This window comes from Vibrio ouci (genome assembly GCF_004551525.1).
In the GTDB taxonomy this organism is placed as follows: Bacteria; Pseudomonadota; Gammaproteobacteria; order Enterobacterales; family Vibrionaceae; genus Vibrio; species Vibrio ouci.
This window is the reverse complement of record NZ_SATR01000023.1, coordinates 60,733-80,294: the sequence shown is the minus strand read 5'-3', so window position 1 is coordinate 80,294 and position 19,562 is coordinate 60,733. Positions and strand designations below refer to the sequence as shown.

Here is a 19,562-nt window from a genome sequence, read left to right as displayed (position 1 = left end):
ATCAAGCTCAAGCAAATGCGAGAAAGCGTCAGCCATTTCATTTTACCAGACAAAAGAAAGGACCGAACGTTTCCACGTTCAGTCCTCTTTGTTCCGGCCAAATATCCGTTTAGGTATAAGCGTTAGCGCTTATCCGAATGGCATTAGACATATTTAGCCAGCCTTTTATTCAACCAAACAACTTTTAGCTTACTTCGATGCCTTGCGCCTGAAGGTCAGCATGGTAAGAAGAACGTACAAATGGGCCACACGCTGCGTGAGTAAAGCCTAGCTCAAGTGCGATCTCTTTAAGTTCATCAAACTCAGAAGGTGGAACATAACGCTCTACTGGTAAATGGTGGCGGCTTGGTGCTAGGTATTGGCCTAGTGTCAGCATGGTAACGCCATGTTCACGAAGGTCTTTCAGTACTTGAATGATCTCTTCCTTAGTTTCACCAAGGCCCATCATAACGCCAGATTTTGTTGGGATATCTGGGTGCTGCTCTTTGAATTTCTGTAGCAGTTGTAGTGACCACTTGTAGTTTGCACCCGGACGAGCCTTACGATATAGGCGCGGCGCAGTCTCTAGGTTGTGGTTGAATACATCTGGCGGATTGTCTTTCATTAGATCCAGTGCGACATCCATACGGCCACGGAAGTCAGGAACAAGAGTCTCGATTCTGATGCTTGGGTTAAGTGCACGGATCTCGCGGTTACAATCAGCGAAGTGTTGTGCGCCACCGTCACGTAGGTCGTCACGGTCAACAGACGTAATAACGACATACTTAAGCTTCATATCTTGGATGGTTTTCGCCAGTTTTTTCGGCTCATCCGCTTCAGGAGTAAGAGGGCGACCATGTGCTACGTCACAGAATGGGCAGCGACGAGTACAGATAGCCCCAAGGATCATAAACGTAGCGGTACCGTGGTTAAAACATTCCGCTAGGTTTGGACATGAAGCCTCTTCACAAACAGAGTGGAGGTTATTTTTACGCATAGCCGACTTGATGTCTTGGATACGTTGGCTGTCCGCTGGGAGCTTGATCTTCATCCATTCAGGTTTACGAAGAACTTCTTTTTGCTCTGTTGGCATGTTCTTTACTGGAATCAGTGCCATTTTGTCAGCGTCGCGGTATTTAACGCCTTTTTCCATTTGGATTGGTTTACTCATGCTTCTCTTACTTCTCGTTACTGTTTGTCTTATTGGCTGGCTAATGTTTTGGATTCAACCTGGTCATAACCGAGTAGAGCCACCAGTTCTTCGACTAGCTTGTGCTCGACTTCGATAATGTCACTTGGACCACCAAGTTGACTAACTTGAACCATTTCCATTCCAGCATAACCACATGGATTGATACGGTGGAACGGCGATAGGTCCATATTTACATTTAATGCTAAACCATGGAACGAACATCCTTTACGGATTCGCAAACCTAAGGAACAGATTTTTTTGCCATCTACATACACACCCGGTGCGTCTGGGCGCGCTGAAGAGTCGATATTGTATGTCTTTAGCGTGTTAATTACGAGATTCTCGATATGCGTGACGAGATCTCGTACACCAATTTTTTTACGACGAAGGTTTATCAGGAAGTAAGCGACTAACTGACCTGGCCCATGGTAGGTCACTTGACCACCGCGGTCACTTTGTACCACTGGAATGTCGCCAGTGTTGAGTAAGTGCTCTGCTTTACCCGCTTGACCTTGAGTGAACACTGGGTTGTGTTCAACGAGCCAAACTTCATCGGCGGTTTCATCCGTTCTGTTATCGGTGAACTCATGCATTGCGCGCCAAATTGGCTCGTAATCTTGTCTGCCGAGATGTTTCACTACAAGCTGGTTTTGCATTCCGCTGTTCCATCGTCGATTAATAAAGTAGACGGATTATAAACTGCTTCTGGCTATCGAACTATATGCCAGTAACACATTTTTAACCCTAGAGTTTTTGCAGGATTTTTATCTATTTGATATCTAAAAAGAAAGCAGCTTTCGCTGCTTTCAAAATAATTTGATAGATTCAAATTAAATTATAGAACCATGCGTACGATGTCGATCTCACCCAGTTCTTTGTATAGGGTCTCAACCTGCTCGATTGAAGTAGCAGTGATGTTCACTGATACCGAGTGGTAATTACCCTTAGCGCTTGGCTTAACTGTAGGGCTGTAATCACCTGGAGCATGGCGTTGGATCACTTCTAGAACCTTCTCTGGCAGTTCAGGCTTTGCATAGCCCATAACCTTGTAAGTAAAAGAACAAGGGAACTCAAGCAGGTCTTTCAGTTTAGCGTCTGAGTTAATGTTCAGCATGTTGGAACTCCAAGTTGAAAGTCGTTGTTTGCAGCGCGGAATAGTACTGCCTATCGATGAGGATCTCAAGGCATCACGATTCGCGGCTTAATATTATCAATACAATTAAAAAAGCCGCACTAGGCGGCTTTTTATCAGCTACATGCAGAAATTACAGGAAGCTTTTCACCAGCATTACAATGTAATCCCATAGGCGGCTAAATAGGCTGCCTTGCTCTACGTCTTCTAGTGCTAGAAGTGGGTACTCTGCAATATCTTCACCTTCTAGTTGATAGTATAGCTTACCAACTACGTCACCCTTCATAATTGGGGCTTCTAGCTCTTTTTCAAGTACAAAGCTAGCGGTTAGGTTTTTCGCTTGGCCACGCGGTAGTGTTACGTAAGTATCTTGGTTAAGGCCTAGAGCAACAGTATCTTTGTTACCCATCCAGATTTTCTCTTCAACAAACGTTTCGCCCGCTTTATGCGGAGCAACGGTTTCGAAGAAGCGGAAGCCGTAGCTCAGTAGTTTTTTGCTTTCAGACTTACGAGCATTGGCATTCTTAGTGCCCATTACAACAGCAACTAGACGCATTTGACCTTCAGTTGCTGAACTCACTAGGCTGTAGCCAGCGTTACTAGTGTGACCCGTTTTAATACCGTCAACGTTCATGCTCTTGTCCCAAAGTAGACCGTTACGGTTGTATTGGGTGATGCCGTTGTAAGTAAATTTCTTGTCTGAGTAGATGCGGTACTCGTCTGGTACATCGCGGATTAGCGCGCTACCCAGTAGAGCCATATCGTAGGGCGTTGAGTATAGGTTTGGGTTATCTAGACCATGCACGTTAGCAAAGTGCGTGTCTTTCATACCAATGGTATCAGCCCAAGCGTTCATCAGATCGACAAATGCATCTTCAGAACCTGCGATGTGTTCAGCCATTGCCACACACGCGTCGTTGCCAGATTGAACAATGATACCGCGGTTTAGATCTTCAACCTTAACGGTGGTACCAACCTCGATGAACATCTTTGATGAGTCAGGGAAGTTCTTTGCCCAAGCGTTTTTACTGATAGTCACATCGTCTTGTAGAGAGATGTTGCCACGCTCAAGTTCTTGGCCGATTACGTAGCTGGTCATCATTTTGGTAAGACTCGCAGGAGAAAGCTTGGTATTCATTTCTTTCTCTGCCAGAACTTTACCAGAATGGAAGTCCATCAGAACATAACCTTTCGCTGCGATTTGAGGCGCGTCAGGAACAACAATTGGAGATGCGAAAGCAGACGTTGCGATGGTTGCAGAAAGTGCAATTGATGACGCAAACACTGATTTTATTAGTGATGTTTTTTTCATAGTGACTACAGGTTTATCTAAAACTGTCCATATCTTAACAGAATCAATCACTCAAGCCAGTGTAGTGATTAAGTACACTGGATTGAGGACTAGTGGGATTTTATGAAAGCGCTGGTATAACCCAGTTCTTTTACTTGCTCTAGTGCTTTTTGGGTCAACATATAGTCGTTAAACGGACCTAAAAATACACGGTGAATATCGCTAGCAGAATTGACGTAGCTCTTCACTGATAGCTTTTGACTCAAGTCTTGCGCTAAAGTTTCAACGCGATCTTGATGTTTTGACGAAGCAACCTGAACAACAAACTTTGGCAGGGCTTCTTGTTTGTGTGTTTGAGTGGGTCTATCGACGGAAATGACCTCAATTGCCACGTTCGCTGTTCCAGTGCGGATGACATCAAGCTTTAACGCAGCAGCGTAACTTAGATCGATAATACGCCCCGGATGGAAAGGGCCGCGATCGTTAACGCGAACCACAGTGGTTTTGCCGTTATCTTTATTGGTGACTTTGACATAACTAGGAATAGGTAGCTCTTTATGCGCTGCCGTCATCGAGTACATGTCATAGATTTCACCGTTGGAGGTCAGGTGGCCATGAAACTTCTTACCGTACCAAGATGCCTGACCTTCTTGCTTAAAGCCTTTAGGCTCTTTGATGATGGTATAGCTTTCACCGCGCAGCGTGTAGTTGCTGTTACCACCTAAGCTATAAGGTTCGTACTGCGGCGTTGCATCTTCAATATGGTCAACACTGATCGGTGCATCAGGGGCAATATCATCATCAATCGAATAACGCTTCGATGGGGATGAAGAACATCCAGCCAGCACTAGGCTAGCCAGAAGTGTAGGGAGCAGTAGCTGCTTGTTTATCATTTATATTGCCTTAGAGAATGCTTTTCTGTGGGTATGGATCGACATTAAGATGCCAAAGCCGGCCATTAGGGTCACCATAGAGGTACCACCGTAACTGATAAGGGGCAGTGGAACGCCAACTACCGGTAAAATGCCGCTTACCATGCCAATATTTACGAACACATAGACGAAGAAGCTTAATACGATACTGCCTGCCATCATTCGGCCAAAGGCAGTTTGAGCTTTACTTGCTAGTACCAAGCCGCGGCCAATGATAAATAAATACAGGCTAAGCAGGAGTAAGATGCCGATCAGGCCCCACTCTTCTGCGATAACAGCGAAGATAAAGTCAGTGTGTCGCTCAGGTAAGAACTCAAGCTGAGACTGAGTGCCTTGCAGCCAGCCTTTACCCGATATACCACCGGAACCAATCGCGATTTTACTTTGAATGATGTGATAGCCAGCGCCGAGCGGGTCGGACTCTGGGTTGAATAGAGTTCTTACCCTGACTTTTTGATACTCGCGCATCAAGAAGAACCAAAGAATTGGCAAAAATGCACCGAGACCACAAGCGGCGGCAAAGATGATCTTCCAGCTAATGCCGGCAAGGAAAATAACAAAGATACCTGATGCTGCGATCAGAATAGAGGTGCCTAAGTCTGGCTGTTTAGCGATTAAAATGGTTGGTACAAACACCATAACCAAAGAGACCACTAACGTCTGGAACGTTGGTGGTAGTGGGCGCTTACCAATATAACGCGCGATCATCAGCGGAACCGCAAGCTTTAACAGTTCCGAGGGCTGAAAGCGGATAAAACCTAAATTTAGCCAACGTTGAGCGCCTTTGGAGGCTTCACCAAAAAACAATACCCCAAGCAGTAACACTACGCCGCCAACAAACATCAGTGGTGCTAAGGCTTCATAAGTACGCGGTGGGATTTGCGCTAGAATCAGCATTACACCAAGCGACAAGCCCATGCGCATTGCTTGACGATCCATCATCGCCAGACTTTGTCCGCTCGCACTGTACATTACCACTAGGCCAAAGCCCATTAATGCGAGAATGCCAAGCAGTAATGGTAAATCGAGGTGGAAGCGTTCAAATAGAGCGCGGTTTTCACCGGTTGCTGGATTCAAATCCATATTATTTCGTCTCTTTTTTATCAACTAGCGTGTGGTCGAAAATTCTTCTAACCACAGGACCGCCTTGCGAAGAGCCACCACCTGCGTTTTCCAAAACAATCGTAACGATAAGTTTTGGATCATCGATTGGGGCAAAGCCAGTAAATAGTGCGTGGTCGCGTAAGTGCTCGGCGATTTCATCCGCGTTGTACTCTTCATCTTCGCCAAGACCAAAGACTTGTGCGGTACCTGATTTACCTGCACTGACATACTCAGTCTTAGTAAAGGCTCTACGCGCCGTGCCTTTTTTACCATGGTTTACTAAACGCATGCCTTCTACCGCGATATCCCAATAGCGCTCTTTTACGCCCGTAATTGGCGGGTAGGTTTCTATATCTGAAAGCTGTTGTTTCTCAAACAGTTCGCCATTGTCGATAGTGGCACGTAGCAAGTGAGGTGCCACTACTTCGCCGCGCTTAACCAGCACTGATGTCGCTTTGGCTAATTGCATCGGTGTTGCTGTCCAATAACCTTGTCCGATACCTACTGGGATGGTGTCCCCTTGGTACCATGGCACTCGGTGTCTGGCCATCTTCCACTCTCGAGTTGGCATATTAGCCTTGCTCTCTTCATAGATATCTATGCCGGTATAATCACCAAAGCCAAACATCATCATCCAACGAGAAATACGGTCGATACCCATGTCATAAGCAATCTGGTAGAAAAAGGTATCGACGGATTCCTCAATTGACTTAACAATGTCGACCTTACCATGGCCCCATGCAAGCCAATCTCTAAATGGGCGAGTCTTCGAATTTGGTATCTTCCAGTAACCTGGGTCATTTCGAGTGGTATACGGCGTGATAACGCCTTCCTGAAGCGCTGCCACCGCCATAAATGGTTTAATGGTGGAGGCTGGTGGGTAGATCCCGAGTGTCGCTCGGTTAACTAGCGGACGATTTTTATCGTTCAGTAACGCGCTATAGTTTTTGCTCGAAATACCATGTACGAAAGCATTTGGGTCATAGCTTGGACTCGATACCATGGCCAGCACGCCATTGTCTTCCGGATCGAGAACAACCGCACTACCACGACGTCCGGCAAGAAGCTCATGAATATAGAGCTGTAAATGGATGTCCAGGTTAAGAACAATATCTTTTCCAGGCTCAGGCGGTACGTATTTTAGCGTGCGAATGACTCGGCCGCGGCTGTTAACTTCGACTTCTTGGTAACCTGCAGTACCGTGTAAAAGGTCTTCGTAATAGCGTTCAATACCGAGCTTACCGATGTCTCGAGTAGCTTGGTAGTTGGCGTCTTTCTCTTCGCGGATTAACCTCTGAACATCACGGTCGTTGATACGTGACACATAGCCAATCACGTGCGTGAGAACTTCACCATATGGGTAGTGACGTTTTAACGCTGCGTTAATGGACACACCAGGGAATTTGTATTGATTCACTGAAAACTTGGCAGCCTGATCTTGAGTGAGCTGAGTCAGAATCGGTACCGACTTAAAGCGACGTGTTTGACGACGTTCTTTCTCAAAGCGCTCAACTTGCTCTGGGGTAATCTCTAGGATTTGTTGTAGACGTTGGATGGTGTCATCCATGTCTTTGACTTTTTCTGGCGTGATTTCAAGGCTGAACACCGGGCGGTTTTCGGCCAATAGGTTACCGTTGCGGTCGTAAATCAAACCACGGTTTGGTGCAATAGGAACGACTTTGATTCGGTTATCGTTAGAGCGAGTTTTATAATCTTGATATTGGTTGATCTGGATATTGTACAGGTTGGTAACCAGAAGCCCCAGCATCGTAACGATACCAATGAAAGCGACAATAGCGCGACTCTTGAATAGTCGCGCTTCCTCATGGTAATCCCTTATCTGGGTACGCTTTCGTAACATCTATTGTTATTCTCGGTGATACGGGTGGTTAGCGGTAATGCTCCACGCTCGGTATAAACTTTCTGCCATGACAATACGCACTAACGGATGTGGCAAGGTTAGCGCGGATAGTGACCAGCTTTGATCTGCGGCTGCTTTACAAGCAGGAGCGAGACCTTCTGGACCACCGATAAGGATCGATACATCACGTCCGTCGAGCTTCCAGCTCTCTAGTTGCTCCGCTAATTGTGGTGTATCCCACTTTTTACCAGGGATGTCGAGAGTAACAATTCGATTGCCTTTTGGCACGGCTGCCAGCATTGCCTCGCCTTCTTTTTGCAGAATTCTTGCAATATCGGCATTTTTTCCGCGTTTTCCGGCGGGAATTTCGACAAGTTCTAATGGCATATCATGAGGGAAGCGGCGTTTGTATTCTTGAAAACCCTCTTCCACCCATTTTGGCATTTTTGTACCAACGGCAATCAACTGTATCTTCATCGATTAGCCCCAAAGCTTCTCTAGTTGGTAAAGCTCGCGCTGTTCTTCTTGCATCACGTGAATAATGGTTGTGCCCATATCCACAACAACCCATTCACCTTCCGCTTCACCATCAATGCCAAGAGGCTCTAAGCCGGCCATTTTTGATTCTTTTGCAACGTGCTCAGCGATAGAAGCGACGTGACGTTTCGACGTGCCAGTACATACGATCATAAAATCGGTAATGCTTGATTTACCCTGAACATCAATTGTTTTGATGTCTTGGGCTTTCATGTCATCTACTTTGTCGACTAGGAAGTTATTTAACTCTTCAAGTTGCAAGGTGTTGTCCTCGTTGATGTTGTGCTGTTGTAGCGGGTTTCTATTTTGCGGCGGCGAAGTATATCACGCTTTTTATAGCTTCACTTGCGGCAGGCAAATCTCGGTACTCAACTGGTGAAGTAGTGGCCAGCTTGATTGATCGTACTGAGTTTTTACCAGTAACTCTATTTTGGCCAATAGTTGCAGCAATTGGATTATTTTACGTGCTTGTAATCGGTTTAGCGCCGCGGAATAAAGTGGGCGCTTTGATTGCCAAATACGGTAACTCTCAAAAACCTGTCCGATTGGCTTTATTTGGATTTGATTAGCCATATTCAAAAGCTGGGTTAGCTCTTTTTGCACTGTGCGGATCAAAATGACACTTTCTACCCCTTCTGCTTCGAGCTGGCGGAGGATTCTTTGAGAGCGCTTTGCTTTACCCGCAAGTAGGGCATCAATCCAGTGAAAAGCAGTAAAGTGGTTATGGCGACTTAGCGACTCTTCCAGTCTGACTAGGTTTAATATGCCATCAGGGTATTGTAACGCTAGCTTCTCAAGGCTCTGGGTTAATGCGAACAGGTTACCTTCATGCCACTGAGCAAGCATTTGCACGGCTTCCTGATCCGGTTTTAGGTTTAATGCGCGGCAGCGAGTTTGAACAAACTGGGGTAACCTTTGAATATCAGGGGATAAGCAGTTTACCCAACAACCATTATTTGCCAGCGCTTTAAACCATTTAGCATTTTCTTGAGCTTTGGTCAGCTTACTGCCAATCAGCACAAAGATAATATCGCTATGCAGCATCTCTGATACGGAGAGCAGTTCTTTGGCAATGCCAGCGTTAACGCCAGACTCAGGTAGTTCAAGTTCTATGATTTGTTGAGCTGAGAATAGGCTCATAGCTTGGCAGCAGTCGTAAACGGCATTCCAATCAAATGAGCTATCAATGGCAAAACGATGGCGCTCTTCAAAACCTTGCGCAAAGGCGGCTTTTTGAATGGCTTGGCGAGACTCCTGAATGAGTAAAGGTTCACTGCCAAAGATAAGGTAAGTAGGATGGAGCTGCTTATTGAGCTGCTCCACTAAACGGTCGGCGAAAATTCGCATAATAATTACTGATTCACTGGCGTTTCAGAAGTTGTCTGACCTTGAGCATCTTCAGTGTAGAAGGTTTTCACTCGGTACTGCTCTTCTTCCGCTTTCAACTGAGCTTCTTGTTCTTGCTCAAGCAGTTCATTAGCTTCAATATCGGCTCTTAAACGGCCCATCTGGCGAATGATTTGCGTTGCGGCAAGTTTACGCATTTCGTCTTCGATCATGTCGCGTTCTACCGATTTCGCAAGGGCAGTTAGCGGGTTATCTAGGTAACTACGCGTTACGCTGGTTGAGAAAGTTTTTGTTCCAAGGTCTGGAATCGTCACACGGTAAGAAGTGCGGAACGTCAGTTCTTTTTCTGCTGCGCGGGTATTTTGGTATAGAGATAGAGTACGTTCACCAACGCCTTCACTCACTAGGTGAAGGTTAGGAACGTTTGCTGCAGGTGGAATAACTTCGATTTCACTCATACGCAGTTGGCCTTTCATCATGCGAGTAAAGGTGCTGTATTGGTCATAACTGGTTAGAGACATTGTTTCTAGCTCTTCTGGTACAGAATAATCACCGCGAAGATGGAAACCACAAGCAGATAGAAGGCTGGCCATTAGAACAACACTGGTTAGCTTGATTGATGACTTTGAGATCAGGCGTGATGCGCTATGAAACATGGATATAGGGCTCTCGATTATTGGAATATTTATCTTACGATTCTATGCCTTGAGTAGAGGCTAAAACCTTAAGATAAATAAAGCAGGGTAATGCTTTTGTTCAAGAGAACAGAGTTACCCTGCTTATGACTTATTTAACAGCGATTAGTTCGCCGCAATTTATTAGTTTGCCACAATGTTGAGAAGTTTACCTGGTACGTAAATTACTTTACGAACAGTTTTACCTTCTGTGAACTTAGTAACGTTCTCATCGTTTAGACCTAGTGCTTCAATATCTTCTTTTGAGATATCTGCAGGGACTGTCAGCTTCGCACGTAGCTTGCCGTTAACCTGAACGATGATTAGCTTCTCGTCTTCAACTAGCGCTTTCTCATCGTGAGTTGGCCATGCCGCGTTGTCGATATCAACTAAGTCTTCAGAACCTTGACCCAAACCTGCCCACATTTCGTAAGAGATGTGCGGAGTGATTGGGTAAAGCATTGCTACGACTGCTTTTAGTGCTTCATCTAGGATTGCACGATCTTGCGCTGACTCTTGAGGCGCTTTCGCTAGCTTGTTCATCAGTTCCATGATCGCAGCGATTGCCGTGTTAAACGTTTGGCGACGAGCAACATCGTCCGTCACTTTCGCGATAGTCTTGTGGACGTCACGACGTAGAGCTTTTTGGTCGCCAGATAGCGCTGAAGTATCAACAGCTTCTGCCGCGCCTTTTGATGCGTGCTCGTTAACCAGTTTCCAAACACGTTTCAGGAAGCGGTTTGCACCTTCAACGCCAGATTCTTGCCACTCAAGTGTCATGTCAGCAGGTGATGCAAACATCATAAATAGACGTACTGTGTCAGCACCGTACTTGTCTACCATCTCTTGTGGATCGATACCGTTGTTCTTCGACTTAGACATCTTGATCATGCCTGAGTGCGTTACGTCACGGCCTTCGTTGTCTTTTGCAGAAGTGATGCGGCCTTTACCGTCACGCTCTACAGCAACGTCAGTTGGAGCAACCCACTCTTTACCGCCTTTGTCGTTCTCGAAGTAGAACGCATCCGCTAGAACCATGCCTTGACATAGTAGCTGCTTGAACGGCTCGTCAGACGTTACGTAACCAGCGTCACGTAGTAGTTTGTGGAAGAAACGAGAGTACAGTAGGTGCATACAAGCGTGCTCGATACCACCGATGTACTGGTCTACTGGTAGCCAGTAGTTCGCTTTTTCTGGATCTAGGATGTCGTCAGCTTGTGGTGAACAGTAACGTGCGTAGTACCAAGAAGACTCCATGAACGTATCGAACGTATCTGTCTCACGTAGAGCCGGTTCGCCGTTGAAAGTTGTCTTCGCCCATTCTTTGTCAGCTTTGATTGGGCTCGTTACGCCGTCCATTACCACGTCTTCTGGAAGGATTACTGGTAGTTGGTCAGCTGGTACTGGGTGAACTTCACCATCTTCAGTTGTTACCATTGGGATTGGAGCACCCCAGTAACGTTGACGAGATACACCCCAGTCACGTAGACGGAAGTTAACAGTCTTAGTGCCTTTGCCTTCTGCTTCTAGTTTCGCAGCAATTGCGTCGAATGCTGCTTGGAACTCAAGACCGTCGAACTCACCTGAGTCGAACAGCACGCCTTTCTCTGTGTATGCTTCTTCAGCGATGTTTAGCTCGCTGCCGTCAGCAGGCTTGATTACAGGGATGATATCTAGACCGTACTTAGTCGCGAACTCGTAGTCACGTTGATCGTGAGCTGGAACCGCCATTACCGCACCTGTGCCGTAATCCATCAGAACAAAGTTTGCTACGTAAACAGGAACAACACGACCATTAAGAGGGTGGACAGCGGTTAGGCCAGTATCCATGCCTTTCTTTTCCATCGTTGCTAGTTCAGCTTCAGCAACTTTAGTGTTACGACATTCTTCAACGAATGCAGCAAGCTCTGGGTTGTTCTTAGATGCTTTCTCTGCAAGTGGGTGACCAGCAGCGATACCAACGTAAGAAACACCCATTAGTGTGTCAGGACGCGTTGTGTACACTTCTAGAGGCGCTTCTTCACCGTTAACAGCGAAAGAGAGCTCAACACCTTCAGAGCGGCCAATCCAGTTGCGCTGCATGGTCTTAACCATCTCAGGCCAACCTTCAAGGTTGTCTAGATCGTCTAGTAGCTCCTGAGCGTACTCAGTGATCTTAATGAACCACTGTGGAATCTTCTTTTGTTCTACAGGCGTATCACAACGCCAGCAGCAACCGTCTTCAACCTGTTCGTTAGCTAGAACGGTTTGGTCGTTAGGACACCAGTTAACTGAAGAAGTCTTCTTGTACACTAGGCCTTTGTTGTAAAGCTTCGTGAAGAACTCTTGCTCCCAACGGTAGTACTCAGGGGTACACGTTGCGAATTCACGGTTCCAATCGTAACCAAAGCCTAGCAGCTTAAGTTGGTTCTTCATGTACTCAATGTTTTCGTAAGTCCATGGCGCTGGCGCAGTGTTGTTTTTTACTGCTGCGTTTTCAGCAGGTAGACCAAACGCATCCCAACCGATTGGTTGCATTACGTTTTTACCTTGCAGGCGTTGGAAACGAGAGACTACATCACCGATAGTGTAGTTACGCACGTGACCCATGTGCAGTCGGCCACTTGGGTAAGGGAACATAGATAGACAGTAGAATTTTTCTTTGTTTGGGTCTTCACTTACAACAAAGGTCTTGTTGTTGTCCCAGTGCTGTTGAACTTTCTGTTCAATATCTTGCGGGTTGTATTGTTCTTGCATCGATGATGTCCGGTTATCTTGGAATTTGTGAGTTCGGTTAGAACAGACTTAAATAGATCGTCATAGAATACCTAAAGGAACGAGGTACAACAATAGCTATCCCCGTCATACTTCTATTTAGGGGAGCACATGGATTGGAATCTTGAGGAGGTTCGCTATGCCAAAACGCAAAGCTGGTTATGAAGAGATGCTAGATGACGTGGTTGAAACGCTCAAACATAGCCCTGATGAAGTGAACCACGTCATTGAAACATCAGGGAAAGTGGCGCAGGCAGCTAATGACCTGACAAAAGATGAAGTGGCGTTGGTTTCAGCGTACGTTAAGTCAGACTTGAAAGAGTTCGCAGACAGCTATGAAGATTCTAAAGGCGGCCCATTTTACCTGATGGTTGCTGACTCTATTTGGCAAGGTTTGCTTGATATCACTGACCGAACCAAAGTGGAATGGGTGGAGTTGTTCCAAGACTTAGAGCATCAAGGTCTTTACCAAGCTGGTGAAGTGATTGGTTTGGGTCATTTAGTCTGTGATGAGTGTGGGCATAAAACCCAATACAACCACCCAACGGTTATCATCCCATGTACCAAATGTGGCTGTAAGGGATTTAGTCGCCAGCCATTAAAACCGTAGAGCTTTACCCAATTAGACAATAACTGTCATTCCATAGAGTGACGAAGGTGCGAGTAGGGAATCTCCCTAAGTATTCTACTCGCCTCAAGAGCTCGCCAACTTACTCGTCCCTCATTCTCGGAGATGACAATGATAAAATAAGAAGCGTCATTCCATAGAGTGACGAAGGAGCGAGTAGGGAATCTCATTAAGCATCCTACTCGCCTCAAAAGACCTCCAACTCGGTCGTTCCTTCTTCTAGAGGAGGACAGAAAAAGAAGGGTTGATGTTTTCACACCAACCCTAAGATTTTCTCGCTAGTCTCTTAACTTCCAACCAACAACCAGACTCAACACCACCCATATATACAGCGGCCAGGTCCCCACTTGTCGATAAGGTGTTTCACCTGTGGTAGATGTGATTTCTGCTCTTAATACGGCGGTTTCAAACTGTGGCACTTGCGCAGTGATATGACCCAAATAGTCAGTCACAGCGGTGAGGCCGTTGTTGGTCGCGCGAATCACGGGCTTTCCTAATTCAAGAGCGCGCATACGGGCAATTTCCATATGCTGTAACGGACCAATCGATTTACCAAACCACGCATCGTTAGACAGTGTGAGAATGTAATCGGTTTGGTCATTGACGTTTTGTCTGACTTGCTCGTTAAAGATGATTTCATAACATAGCGCTGGCGCCATCTGCTTATTGTTGGCGCTGATGTTCGGCTGGATAAAATCACCGCGGCTAAACGAAGACATTGGTAAATTAAAGAAGGGCGCTATCGGCCTTAAGATATTTTCAAACGGGACAAACTCACCAAATGGAAGTAGGTGATGTTTGTGGTAGCGCTTGTCCATGTCATAGCTGTAATCACCGTAAGGGGTTTGGCCCAGGGTCAAAATGCTGTTGTAAAACTGCTTATCTTCACCTTGGTTTACGATACCTGTAATAACCGCGCTGTTATTCATACGAGCGGCGGCATCTAAGTTGCGTAAGAACGATGAAATCTCAAACTCAAAAGCAGGGATTGCTGCTTCAGGCCAAATGATGATGTCTGCATCCCAGTTTTCTCGGGTCAGATCGGTGTACTTCATGATGGTTGGCCAGCGCTCACTCGGTTTCCACTTTAGCTCTTGAGGAACATTGCCTTGAATCAGAGCGACCTTAGTGGTCTTTTCGGGGTTAGGCGTCACCCACTGGGCCGACTGCAATCCGTAGCCAGTCATGACAATAACGGCTGGGATCACTAGGTGCAGCCACTGTCGGTTTAGCGCTGAGTAGGCAATAGCACCAGCACTCACAACCACAAGTAAAGTGAGCAGCTCAACACCACCAATTGGGGCGAAGTTAGCCAGTGGACTTTCGATTTGACTGTAGCCCAACCATAACCAAGGAAAACCGGTCATAACCCAGCCGCGTAGCCAATCAAAAATGAGCCAAAGAGCCGGGGCCGCTAACAAATAGCGGGTACGATTACCGTTAGGAAAGAAACGATTCAGGCTCCAAGAAAAGAGCGCCGAATAAATGGCAAGGTAGCCGATAAGCAGTGACATTAAAAATACACTGGCTATCTTTGGCATGCCACCGAAGTTATCAATACTGACGTGCACCCAACTGACGCCGGTTGCAAATTGACCTAGTCCCCAAGCATAACCAATCCAGAGCGCGCGCTTAGCGGATTGCTGGTGGATCAGTAAAAGAAGCAGAGCAGGGCTGATAAAAGCGATAGGCCATAGCTCGTAAGGAGCAAAGGCAAGTGTCGTGGATGCGCCAACAAAAACGGCCGCGAGCGGCCGTTTGAGGCGATGAAAAAAGGAATTGATCATCGGTATTATTCTTTTTGTTCCCGCTAGGGAGCGTAGCGTTACTCTTCGGTAGAGTCCGTAATGAGCTCTTCGTCAGGGATGGTCACTTGTAGCTGTAACACACGACGGTTGTCAGCAGAGGTCACTTTGAAGTTATACCCTTCAATTTCGACGACTTCACCGCGTGATGGCAGATGACCAAACGAAGTCATTACCATACCACCTACAGTATCGACTTCTTCATCACTAAATGATGTGTTGAAAGTGTCATTGAACTCTTCGATTGTCGTCAGAGCTTTCACTGCAAATGTGTGTTTGCTTAGTTTGCGAATATCCAGTTCTTCTTCATCGTCGAATTCGTCTTCGATTTCACCAACGATTTCTTCCAGAATATCCTCGATAGTCACAAGGCCAGAGACCCCACCAAACTCATCGACAACGATAGACATGTGATAACGTTCTTCACGGAACTCTTTCAGTAGGCGGTCTACACGCTTACTTTCAGGAACAACTACCGCTGGACGGATAACTTGTTCGATATCAAATGGTTCGCTGCCAGAGCCTAAGTATTTAAGTAAGTCCTTCGCAAGCAGAATGCCTTCTACATGGTCTTTATCTTCACTGATAACTGGGTAGCGAGAGTGCTGAGCATCAGTGATGAGGTTAATTAGAGTGTCTAAATCGTCACTGCGATCAACCGTAACCATTTGCGAACGCGGTAACATGATGTCACGCACACGCATTTCAGAGATCTCCATAACACCTTCTAGCATGTCGCGGGTGTCGTGGTCGATCAGGTCATTTTCTTCTGAGTCGCGGAATACTTCCACAAGCTCTTGGCGATCTTTTGGTTCACCTTGAAAAATTTGCCCTAGGCGTCCGAAGAAGGACTTTCTACTCGGACCTTCAGATTTTTCTTTCTTACCTTCTAGAGAAGAGGGCGAATTGTCTTCGTTCATTGTTTCTCATTTAAGTAACGCTATCAGATGTGTGATAGCTCACGTCAGCAGTGCTAAGTAAGATTACTTACACTACTCTTTCTCATCAATGTAGGGGTCATTAAAGCCCATACGTTGCATGATTTCTGTTTCGAGTGACTCCATCTCTTCAGCTTCGTCATCCTCGATATGATCATAACCTAGCAGATGCAAGCTACCATGTACAACCATATGCGCCCAGTGCGCCATTAGCGGTTTATTTTGCTCGATGGCCTCACGTTCAACAACTTGGCGGCAGATGATTAAATCACCCAATAAATCCATCTCAATGCCCGGAGGCGCTTCAAACGGAAAAGAAAGCACATTGGTTGGCTTGTCTTTGCCACGGTAGTCATGATTAAGCTGGTGGCTTTCTTCTTCATCCACTAAACGAACCGTTACTTCGGCCTGTGGTTGAAAGCTTGTCACAGCAGAGCTTAACCAGAGATGAATATCGTCAAAAGTCGGTAAGCCGTTTTCATCTTCGACAGCTAATTGCAGATCCAGTTCAATACTCATGCTTAGTTACTCTCTTTTGCCGTCGTATTGCTTACCGTTGCCGCGGCGTCAACTAGCGCTTGGTTAGCTGCCTGCTGAGCCTCACGTTCTTCACGGCGGATGCGGTCACGTTCTTTACGCTCTTTCTGATCTTTCGCTTCCCACTTCTCATAAGCGTTAACGATGCGCGCTACCACAGGGTGGCGAACAACATCATCAGCTAAGAAGAAGTTGAAGCTGATATCATCGACATCACTTAACACTTCGATCGCATGACGCAGGCCTGATTTCGCCCCGCGCGGTAAGTCAATCTGAGTGATATCACCAGTAATCACCGCGCGAGAGTTGAAGCCGATACGCGTTAAGAACATCTTCATTTGTTCTACGGTGGTGTTTTGGCTTTCATCTAAGATGATGAATGCGTCGTTTAGTGTACGACCACGCATATAAGCCAGCGGTGCAACCTCAATAACGTTACGCTCAATCAGTTTCTCTACCTTTTCAAAGCCTAACATTTCAAAAAGGGCATCGTATAGTGGACGAAGGTATGGGTCGACTTTTTGGCTTAAGTCACCTGGTAGGAAGCCGAGCTTTTCACCTGCTTCGACTGCTGGGCGAGTAAGCAAAATGCGACGAATTTCTTGGCGCTCTAGTGCGTCGACTGCAGCGGCAACTGCTAGGTACGTTTTACCTGTACCTGCCGGACCAATACCGAAAGAGATGTCATGGGTAACCATGTTCATCAAGTATTGACCTTGGTTTGGCGTACGCGGTTTGATGACGCCTTTTTTGGTCTTGATGAACACTTCTTTGCCGTGCTCGAAGCTCGCTTCTAGATCTTGTTCTAGGACACCTGTTTCTTTAATCGCAAGATGGATTTCGTCTGGTTCAACATCAGGAATATTGCCGCGAACAGGTGCCGTATTGACGTAAAGTGTTTTAATGATTTCAAGCGCTGCAGCACTGGTATGTGGCTTGCCTACGATGGTAAAGAAGTTACCACGGTAGCTGATTTCAACGCCTAAGCGACGTTCTAAGTGCTTGATATTATCGTCGAAAGGACCGCAAAGGCTAGCTAGACGGCGATTGTCAGAAGGTTCTAGATTGATTTCTAGAGTTACAATTTTATTGCTCAAAGTTGCCTCTCAAAGTGTGCCACTCTAAAAAAGCCCGATTTAGACCGGGCTTCTAATGGCGATCGTTACCTATTTCTAAGATGGTAACTTATACAGCGATTTTCAAGCTTAAGGCGTAAAGGTTGCTACACCTAGCTCATCTTCGCGCTTTGTTTTTGCCATCATCTGAGTAGGAGAGATGACTGTGCGAAGGTCCATGTCTTTTTCAGTGCGAACCAGGTCACCACGTAAAGAGTTAGCAAATACGTCAGTGATCTTCACATCAACAAACTGACCGATTAGGTCTGCACTGCCTTCAAAGTTCACTACACGGTTGTTTTCAGTACGTGCGCGAAGCTCCATAAGGTTCTTCTTCGACGGGCCTTCAACAAGAACGCGCTGCTCTGTATCAAGCATAAGGCGTGAGTAGCGCATTGCTTGTGCATTAACCGTTTGTTGCAGTTCGTATAGACGCTCTTTTTTCTCTTGCTCTGGCACGTCACATGGGTAGTCTGCTGCTGGCGTACCTGGACGTGGAGAGAAGATAAAGCTGAAGCTCATATCGAAATCAACGTCTTTGATTAGCTTCATTGTGTCTTGGTGATCTTTCGCTGTTTCACCAGGGAAGCCAACAATGAAGTCAGAACTGATTTGAATGTCAGGGCGCGCTTTACGTAGCTTACGAATGATTGACTTGTATTCAATCGCTGTGTGAGGACGCTTCATCATAGTAAGAATGCGGTCACTACCACTTTGTACTGGTAGGTGCAGGAAGCTTACAAGCTCAGGCGTATCTTCATAAACTGCGATGATGTCGTCAGTGAACTCTAGTGGGTGGCTGGTTGTAAAGCGAATACGGTCGATGCCATCGATAGAAGCAACAAGACGAAGCAGTTCAGCGAATGAGCAGATATCACCTTCGTGTGTTGGACCACGGTATGCGTTTACGTTTTGACCTAGTAGGTTGACTTCGCGTACACCTTGATCAGCGAGCTGTGCGATTTCGAATAGTACGTCATCCATTGGACGGCTTACTTCTTCACCACGAGTGTAAGGTACAACACAGTAAGTACAGTACTTAGAACAGCCTTCCATGATAGAAACGAATGCTGTTGCACCTTCAGCGCGAGGCTCTGGTAGACGGTCAAACTTTTCAATCTCAGGGAAAGAGATGTCCATTACTGGCGCTTCATTCGATTGAGATTGTTTGATCATCTCAGGAAGGCGGTGCAGTGTTTGTGGGCCGAAGATTACGTCTACAAAAGGTGCACGTTCACGGATGTGGTCACCTTCTTGTGTAGCAACACAGCCGCCAACACCGATAACAACGCCTTCTTTCTTATCTTTTAGCGTTTTCCAACGACCAAGCTGGTGGAACACTTTCTCTTGCGCTTTTTCGCGAATTGAACAGGTATTAAGAAGTAGTACGTCTGCCTCTTCTGGTTCTTCCGTCAGCTCATAGCCGTTAGCCGCGTTCAGTAGATCCGCCATTTTTGATGAATCGTATTCGTTCATCTGGCAGCCCCAGGTTTTAATTAGCAGTTTCTTACTCATTTTGTTCGCTCGATCGTTAGTTTAAATTAAGGGAGCAAATCGCCCAGTGTTACTTAAGGCCATCTATAAAATGTAATGTTTGATGACCGAATTTTCTGCTCACAGTGCAGAGAGCGGCGTATTGTACTGCTTTAAAAACCAACTGACTAGTGTTGCGGATAAATCAATTCAAAGCGTTATCAAACAAGGGATTTGCCCGTATAGCAATTGAGGTTTTTGGT

The 19,562-nt window shown here is 46.2% G+C and carries 18 protein-coding genes; 1 reads left to right on the top strand and 17 read right to left on the bottom strand.

The features are described from left to right. Nucleotides 1-184: 184 nt before the first annotated feature. The 12 genes from lipA to leuS all read right to left on the bottom strand — a co-directional run bounded on the left by lipA (nucleotide 185) and on the right by leuS (nucleotide 12,785). The gene (gene lipA / locus ELS82_RS15420; RefSeq protein ID WP_134836264.1) at nucleotides 185-1,150 is read right to left on the bottom strand and encodes a lipoyl synthase; all 966 of its coding nucleotides are present in this window, start codon (nucleotides 1,148-1,150) and stop codon (nucleotides 185-187) included. A gap of 29 nt (nucleotides 1,151-1,179) precedes the next feature. After that, complete coding sequence (gene lipB / locus ELS82_RS15415) at nucleotides 1,180-1,827, bottom strand: lipoyl(octanoyl) transferase LipB (RefSeq protein WP_134836263.1); 648 nt, start codon at nucleotides 1,825-1,827, stop codon at nucleotides 1,180-1,182. A gap of 179 nt (nucleotides 1,828-2,006) precedes the next feature. Further along, nucleotides 2,007-2,285, bottom strand: a complete 279-nt coding sequence (gene ybeD / locus ELS82_RS15410) for a DUF493 family protein YbeD (RefSeq protein ID WP_004415161.1) — start codon at nucleotides 2,283-2,285, stop codon at nucleotides 2,007-2,009. 151 nt (nucleotides 2,286-2,436) lie between these two features. Next, the gene (locus ELS82_RS15405; protein WP_134836262.1) at nucleotides 2,437-3,615 is read right to left on the bottom strand and encodes a serine hydrolase; all 1,179 of its coding nucleotides are present in this window, start codon (nucleotides 3,613-3,615) and stop codon (nucleotides 2,437-2,439) included. An 89-nt stretch (nucleotides 3,616-3,704) separates the two neighbouring features. Beyond that, nucleotides 3,705-4,487, bottom strand: a complete 783-nt coding sequence (locus ELS82_RS15400) for a septal ring lytic transglycosylase RlpA family protein (RefSeq protein ID WP_134836261.1) — start codon at nucleotides 4,485-4,487, stop codon at nucleotides 3,705-3,707. Beyond that, the gene (gene rodA / locus ELS82_RS15395; protein WP_134836260.1) at nucleotides 4,488-5,609 is read right to left on the bottom strand and encodes a rod shape-determining protein RodA; all 1,122 of its coding nucleotides are present in this window, start codon (nucleotides 5,607-5,609) and stop codon (nucleotides 4,488-4,490) included. A gap of 1 nt (nucleotide 5,610) precedes the next feature. Further along, nucleotides 5,611-7,491, bottom strand: a complete 1,881-nt coding sequence (mrdA, locus tag ELS82_RS15390; RefSeq protein ID WP_134836259.1) for a penicillin-binding protein 2 — start codon at nucleotides 7,489-7,491, stop codon at nucleotides 5,611-5,613. A 6-nt stretch (nucleotides 7,492-7,497) separates the two neighbouring features. Then, complete coding sequence (rlmH, locus tag ELS82_RS15385) at nucleotides 7,498-7,968, bottom strand: 23S rRNA (pseudouridine(1915)-N(3))-methyltransferase RlmH (protein ID WP_053441758.1); 471 nt, start codon at nucleotides 7,966-7,968, stop codon at nucleotides 7,498-7,500. A gap of 3 nt (nucleotides 7,969-7,971) precedes the next feature. Then, the gene (gene rsfS / locus ELS82_RS15380; protein ID WP_053441759.1) at nucleotides 7,972-8,289 is read right to left on the bottom strand and encodes a ribosome silencing factor; all 318 of its coding nucleotides are present in this window, start codon (nucleotides 8,287-8,289) and stop codon (nucleotides 7,972-7,974) included. 72 nt (nucleotides 8,290-8,361) lie between these two features. Continuing rightward, nucleotides 8,362-9,375 (bottom strand): DNA polymerase III subunit delta, encoded by a 1,014-nt coding sequence (holA, locus tag ELS82_RS15375; protein ID WP_134836258.1) that lies wholly within the window; start codon nucleotides 9,373-9,375, stop codon nucleotides 8,362-8,364. Nucleotides 9,376-9,380: 5 nt separating this feature from the next. Then, entirely contained in the window at nucleotides 9,381-10,031 is a 651-nt protein-coding gene (locus ELS82_RS15370) for an LPS-assembly lipoprotein LptE (RefSeq protein WP_134836257.1), read from the bottom strand. 162 nt (nucleotides 10,032-10,193) lie between these two features. Next, complete coding sequence (gene leuS, locus ELS82_RS15365) at nucleotides 10,194-12,785, bottom strand: leucine--tRNA ligase (protein WP_134836256.1); 2,592 nt, start codon at nucleotides 12,783-12,785, stop codon at nucleotides 10,194-10,196. Between the two features lie 157 nt (nucleotides 12,786-12,942). On the opposite strand from leuS, the gene ELS82_RS15360 reads away from it, so the two are divergent. Beyond that, nucleotides 12,943-13,413 carry a zinc ribbon-containing protein gene (locus ELS82_RS15360; RefSeq protein ID WP_134836255.1) on the top strand — a complete coding sequence of 157 codons (471 nt, stop codon included), beginning with the start codon at nucleotides 12,943-12,945 and terminating at the stop codon, nucleotides 13,411-13,413. Between the two features lie 296 nt (nucleotides 13,414-13,709). Here ELS82_RS15360 and lnt read toward each other — a convergent pair whose 3' ends face one another. From lnt to miaB, 5 genes are all read right to left on the bottom strand, one after another. Continuing rightward, on the bottom strand, nucleotides 13,710-15,218 hold the full coding sequence (gene lnt / locus ELS82_RS15355) for an apolipoprotein N-acyltransferase (protein WP_134836254.1): 1,509 nt from the start codon (nucleotides 15,216-15,218) through the stop codon (nucleotides 13,710-13,712). Nucleotides 15,219-15,256: 38 nt separating this feature from the next. Next, on the bottom strand, nucleotides 15,257-16,156 hold the full coding sequence (gene corC / locus ELS82_RS15350; protein WP_134836253.1) for a CNNM family magnesium/cobalt transport protein CorC: 900 nt from the start codon (nucleotides 16,154-16,156) through the stop codon (nucleotides 15,257-15,259). Between the two features lie 72 nt (nucleotides 16,157-16,228). Continuing rightward, nucleotides 16,229-16,693, bottom strand: coding sequence for an rRNA maturation RNase YbeY (gene ybeY, locus ELS82_RS15345; protein WP_134836252.1), 465 nt, complete (start codon nucleotides 16,691-16,693; stop codon nucleotides 16,229-16,231). 2 nt (nucleotides 16,694-16,695) lie between these two features. Next, nucleotides 16,696-17,808, bottom strand: coding sequence for a PhoH family protein (locus ELS82_RS15340; RefSeq protein ID WP_134836251.1), 1,113 nt, complete (start codon nucleotides 17,806-17,808; stop codon nucleotides 16,696-16,698). 108 nt (nucleotides 17,809-17,916) lie between these two features. Beyond that, a complete protein-coding gene (gene miaB / locus ELS82_RS15335; protein ID WP_004415119.1) occupies nucleotides 17,917-19,341 on the bottom strand; it encodes a tRNA (N6-isopentenyl adenosine(37)-C2)-methylthiotransferase MiaB in 1,425 nt (474 codons plus the stop codon). Nucleotides 19,342-19,562: the final 221 nt, after the last annotated feature.

Bases quoted from the DNA above. Each gene is read 5' to 3' on its own strand.
- lnt (WP_134836254.1), bottom strand. From the start codon at position 15,218: ATGATCAATTCCTTTTTTCATCGCCTCAAACGGCCGCTCGCGGCCGTT.
- ELS82_RS15405 (WP_134836262.1), bottom strand. From the start codon at position 3,615: ATGAAAAAAACATCACTAATAAAATCAGTGTTTGCGTCATCAATTGCA.
- ybeY (WP_134836252.1), bottom strand. From the start codon at position 16,693: ATGAGTATTGAACTGGATCTGCAATTAGCTGTCGAAGATGAAAACGGC.
- lipA (WP_134836264.1), bottom strand. From the start codon at position 1,150: ATGAGTAAACCAATCCAAATGGAAAAAGGCGTTAAATACCGCGACGCT.
- ELS82_RS15370 (WP_134836257.1), bottom strand. From the start codon at position 10,031: ATGTTTCATAGCGCATCACGCCTGATCTCAAAGTCATCAATCAAGCTA.
- leuS (WP_134836256.1), bottom strand. From the start codon at position 12,785: ATGCAAGAACAATACAACCCGCAAGATATTGAACAGAAAGTTCAACAG.
- ybeD (WP_004415161.1), bottom strand. From the start codon at position 2,285: ATGCTGAACATTAACTCAGACGCTAAACTGAAAGACCTGCTTGAGTTC.
- lipB (WP_134836263.1), bottom strand. From the start codon at position 1,827: ATGCAAAACCAGCTTGTAGTGAAACATCTCGGCAGACAAGATTACGAG.
- ELS82_RS15360 (WP_134836255.1), top strand. From the start codon at position 12,943: ATGCCAAAACGCAAAGCTGGTTATGAAGAGATGCTAGATGACGTGGTT.
- ELS82_RS15400 (WP_134836261.1), bottom strand. From the start codon at position 4,487: ATGATAAACAAGCAGCTACTGCTCCCTACACTTCTGGCTAGCCTAGTG.
- miaB (WP_004415119.1), bottom strand. From the start codon at position 19,341: ATGAGTAAGAAACTGCTAATTAAAACCTGGGGCTGCCAGATGAACGAA.
- mrdA (WP_134836259.1), bottom strand. From the start codon at position 7,491: ATGTTACGAAAGCGTACCCAGATAAGGGATTACCATGAGGAAGCGCGA.
- corC (WP_134836253.1), bottom strand. From the start codon at position 16,156: ATGAACGAAGACAATTCGCCCTCTTCTCTAGAAGGTAAGAAAGAAAAA.
- holA (WP_134836258.1), bottom strand. From the start codon at position 9,375: ATGCGAATTTTCGCCGACCGTTTAGTGGAGCAGCTCAATAAGCAGCTC.
- rodA (WP_134836260.1), bottom strand. From the start codon at position 5,609: ATGGATTTGAATCCAGCAACCGGTGAAAACCGCGCTCTATTTGAACGC.
- rlmH (WP_053441758.1), bottom strand. From the start codon at position 7,968: ATGAAGATACAGTTGATTGCCGTTGGTACAAAAATGCCAAAATGGGTG.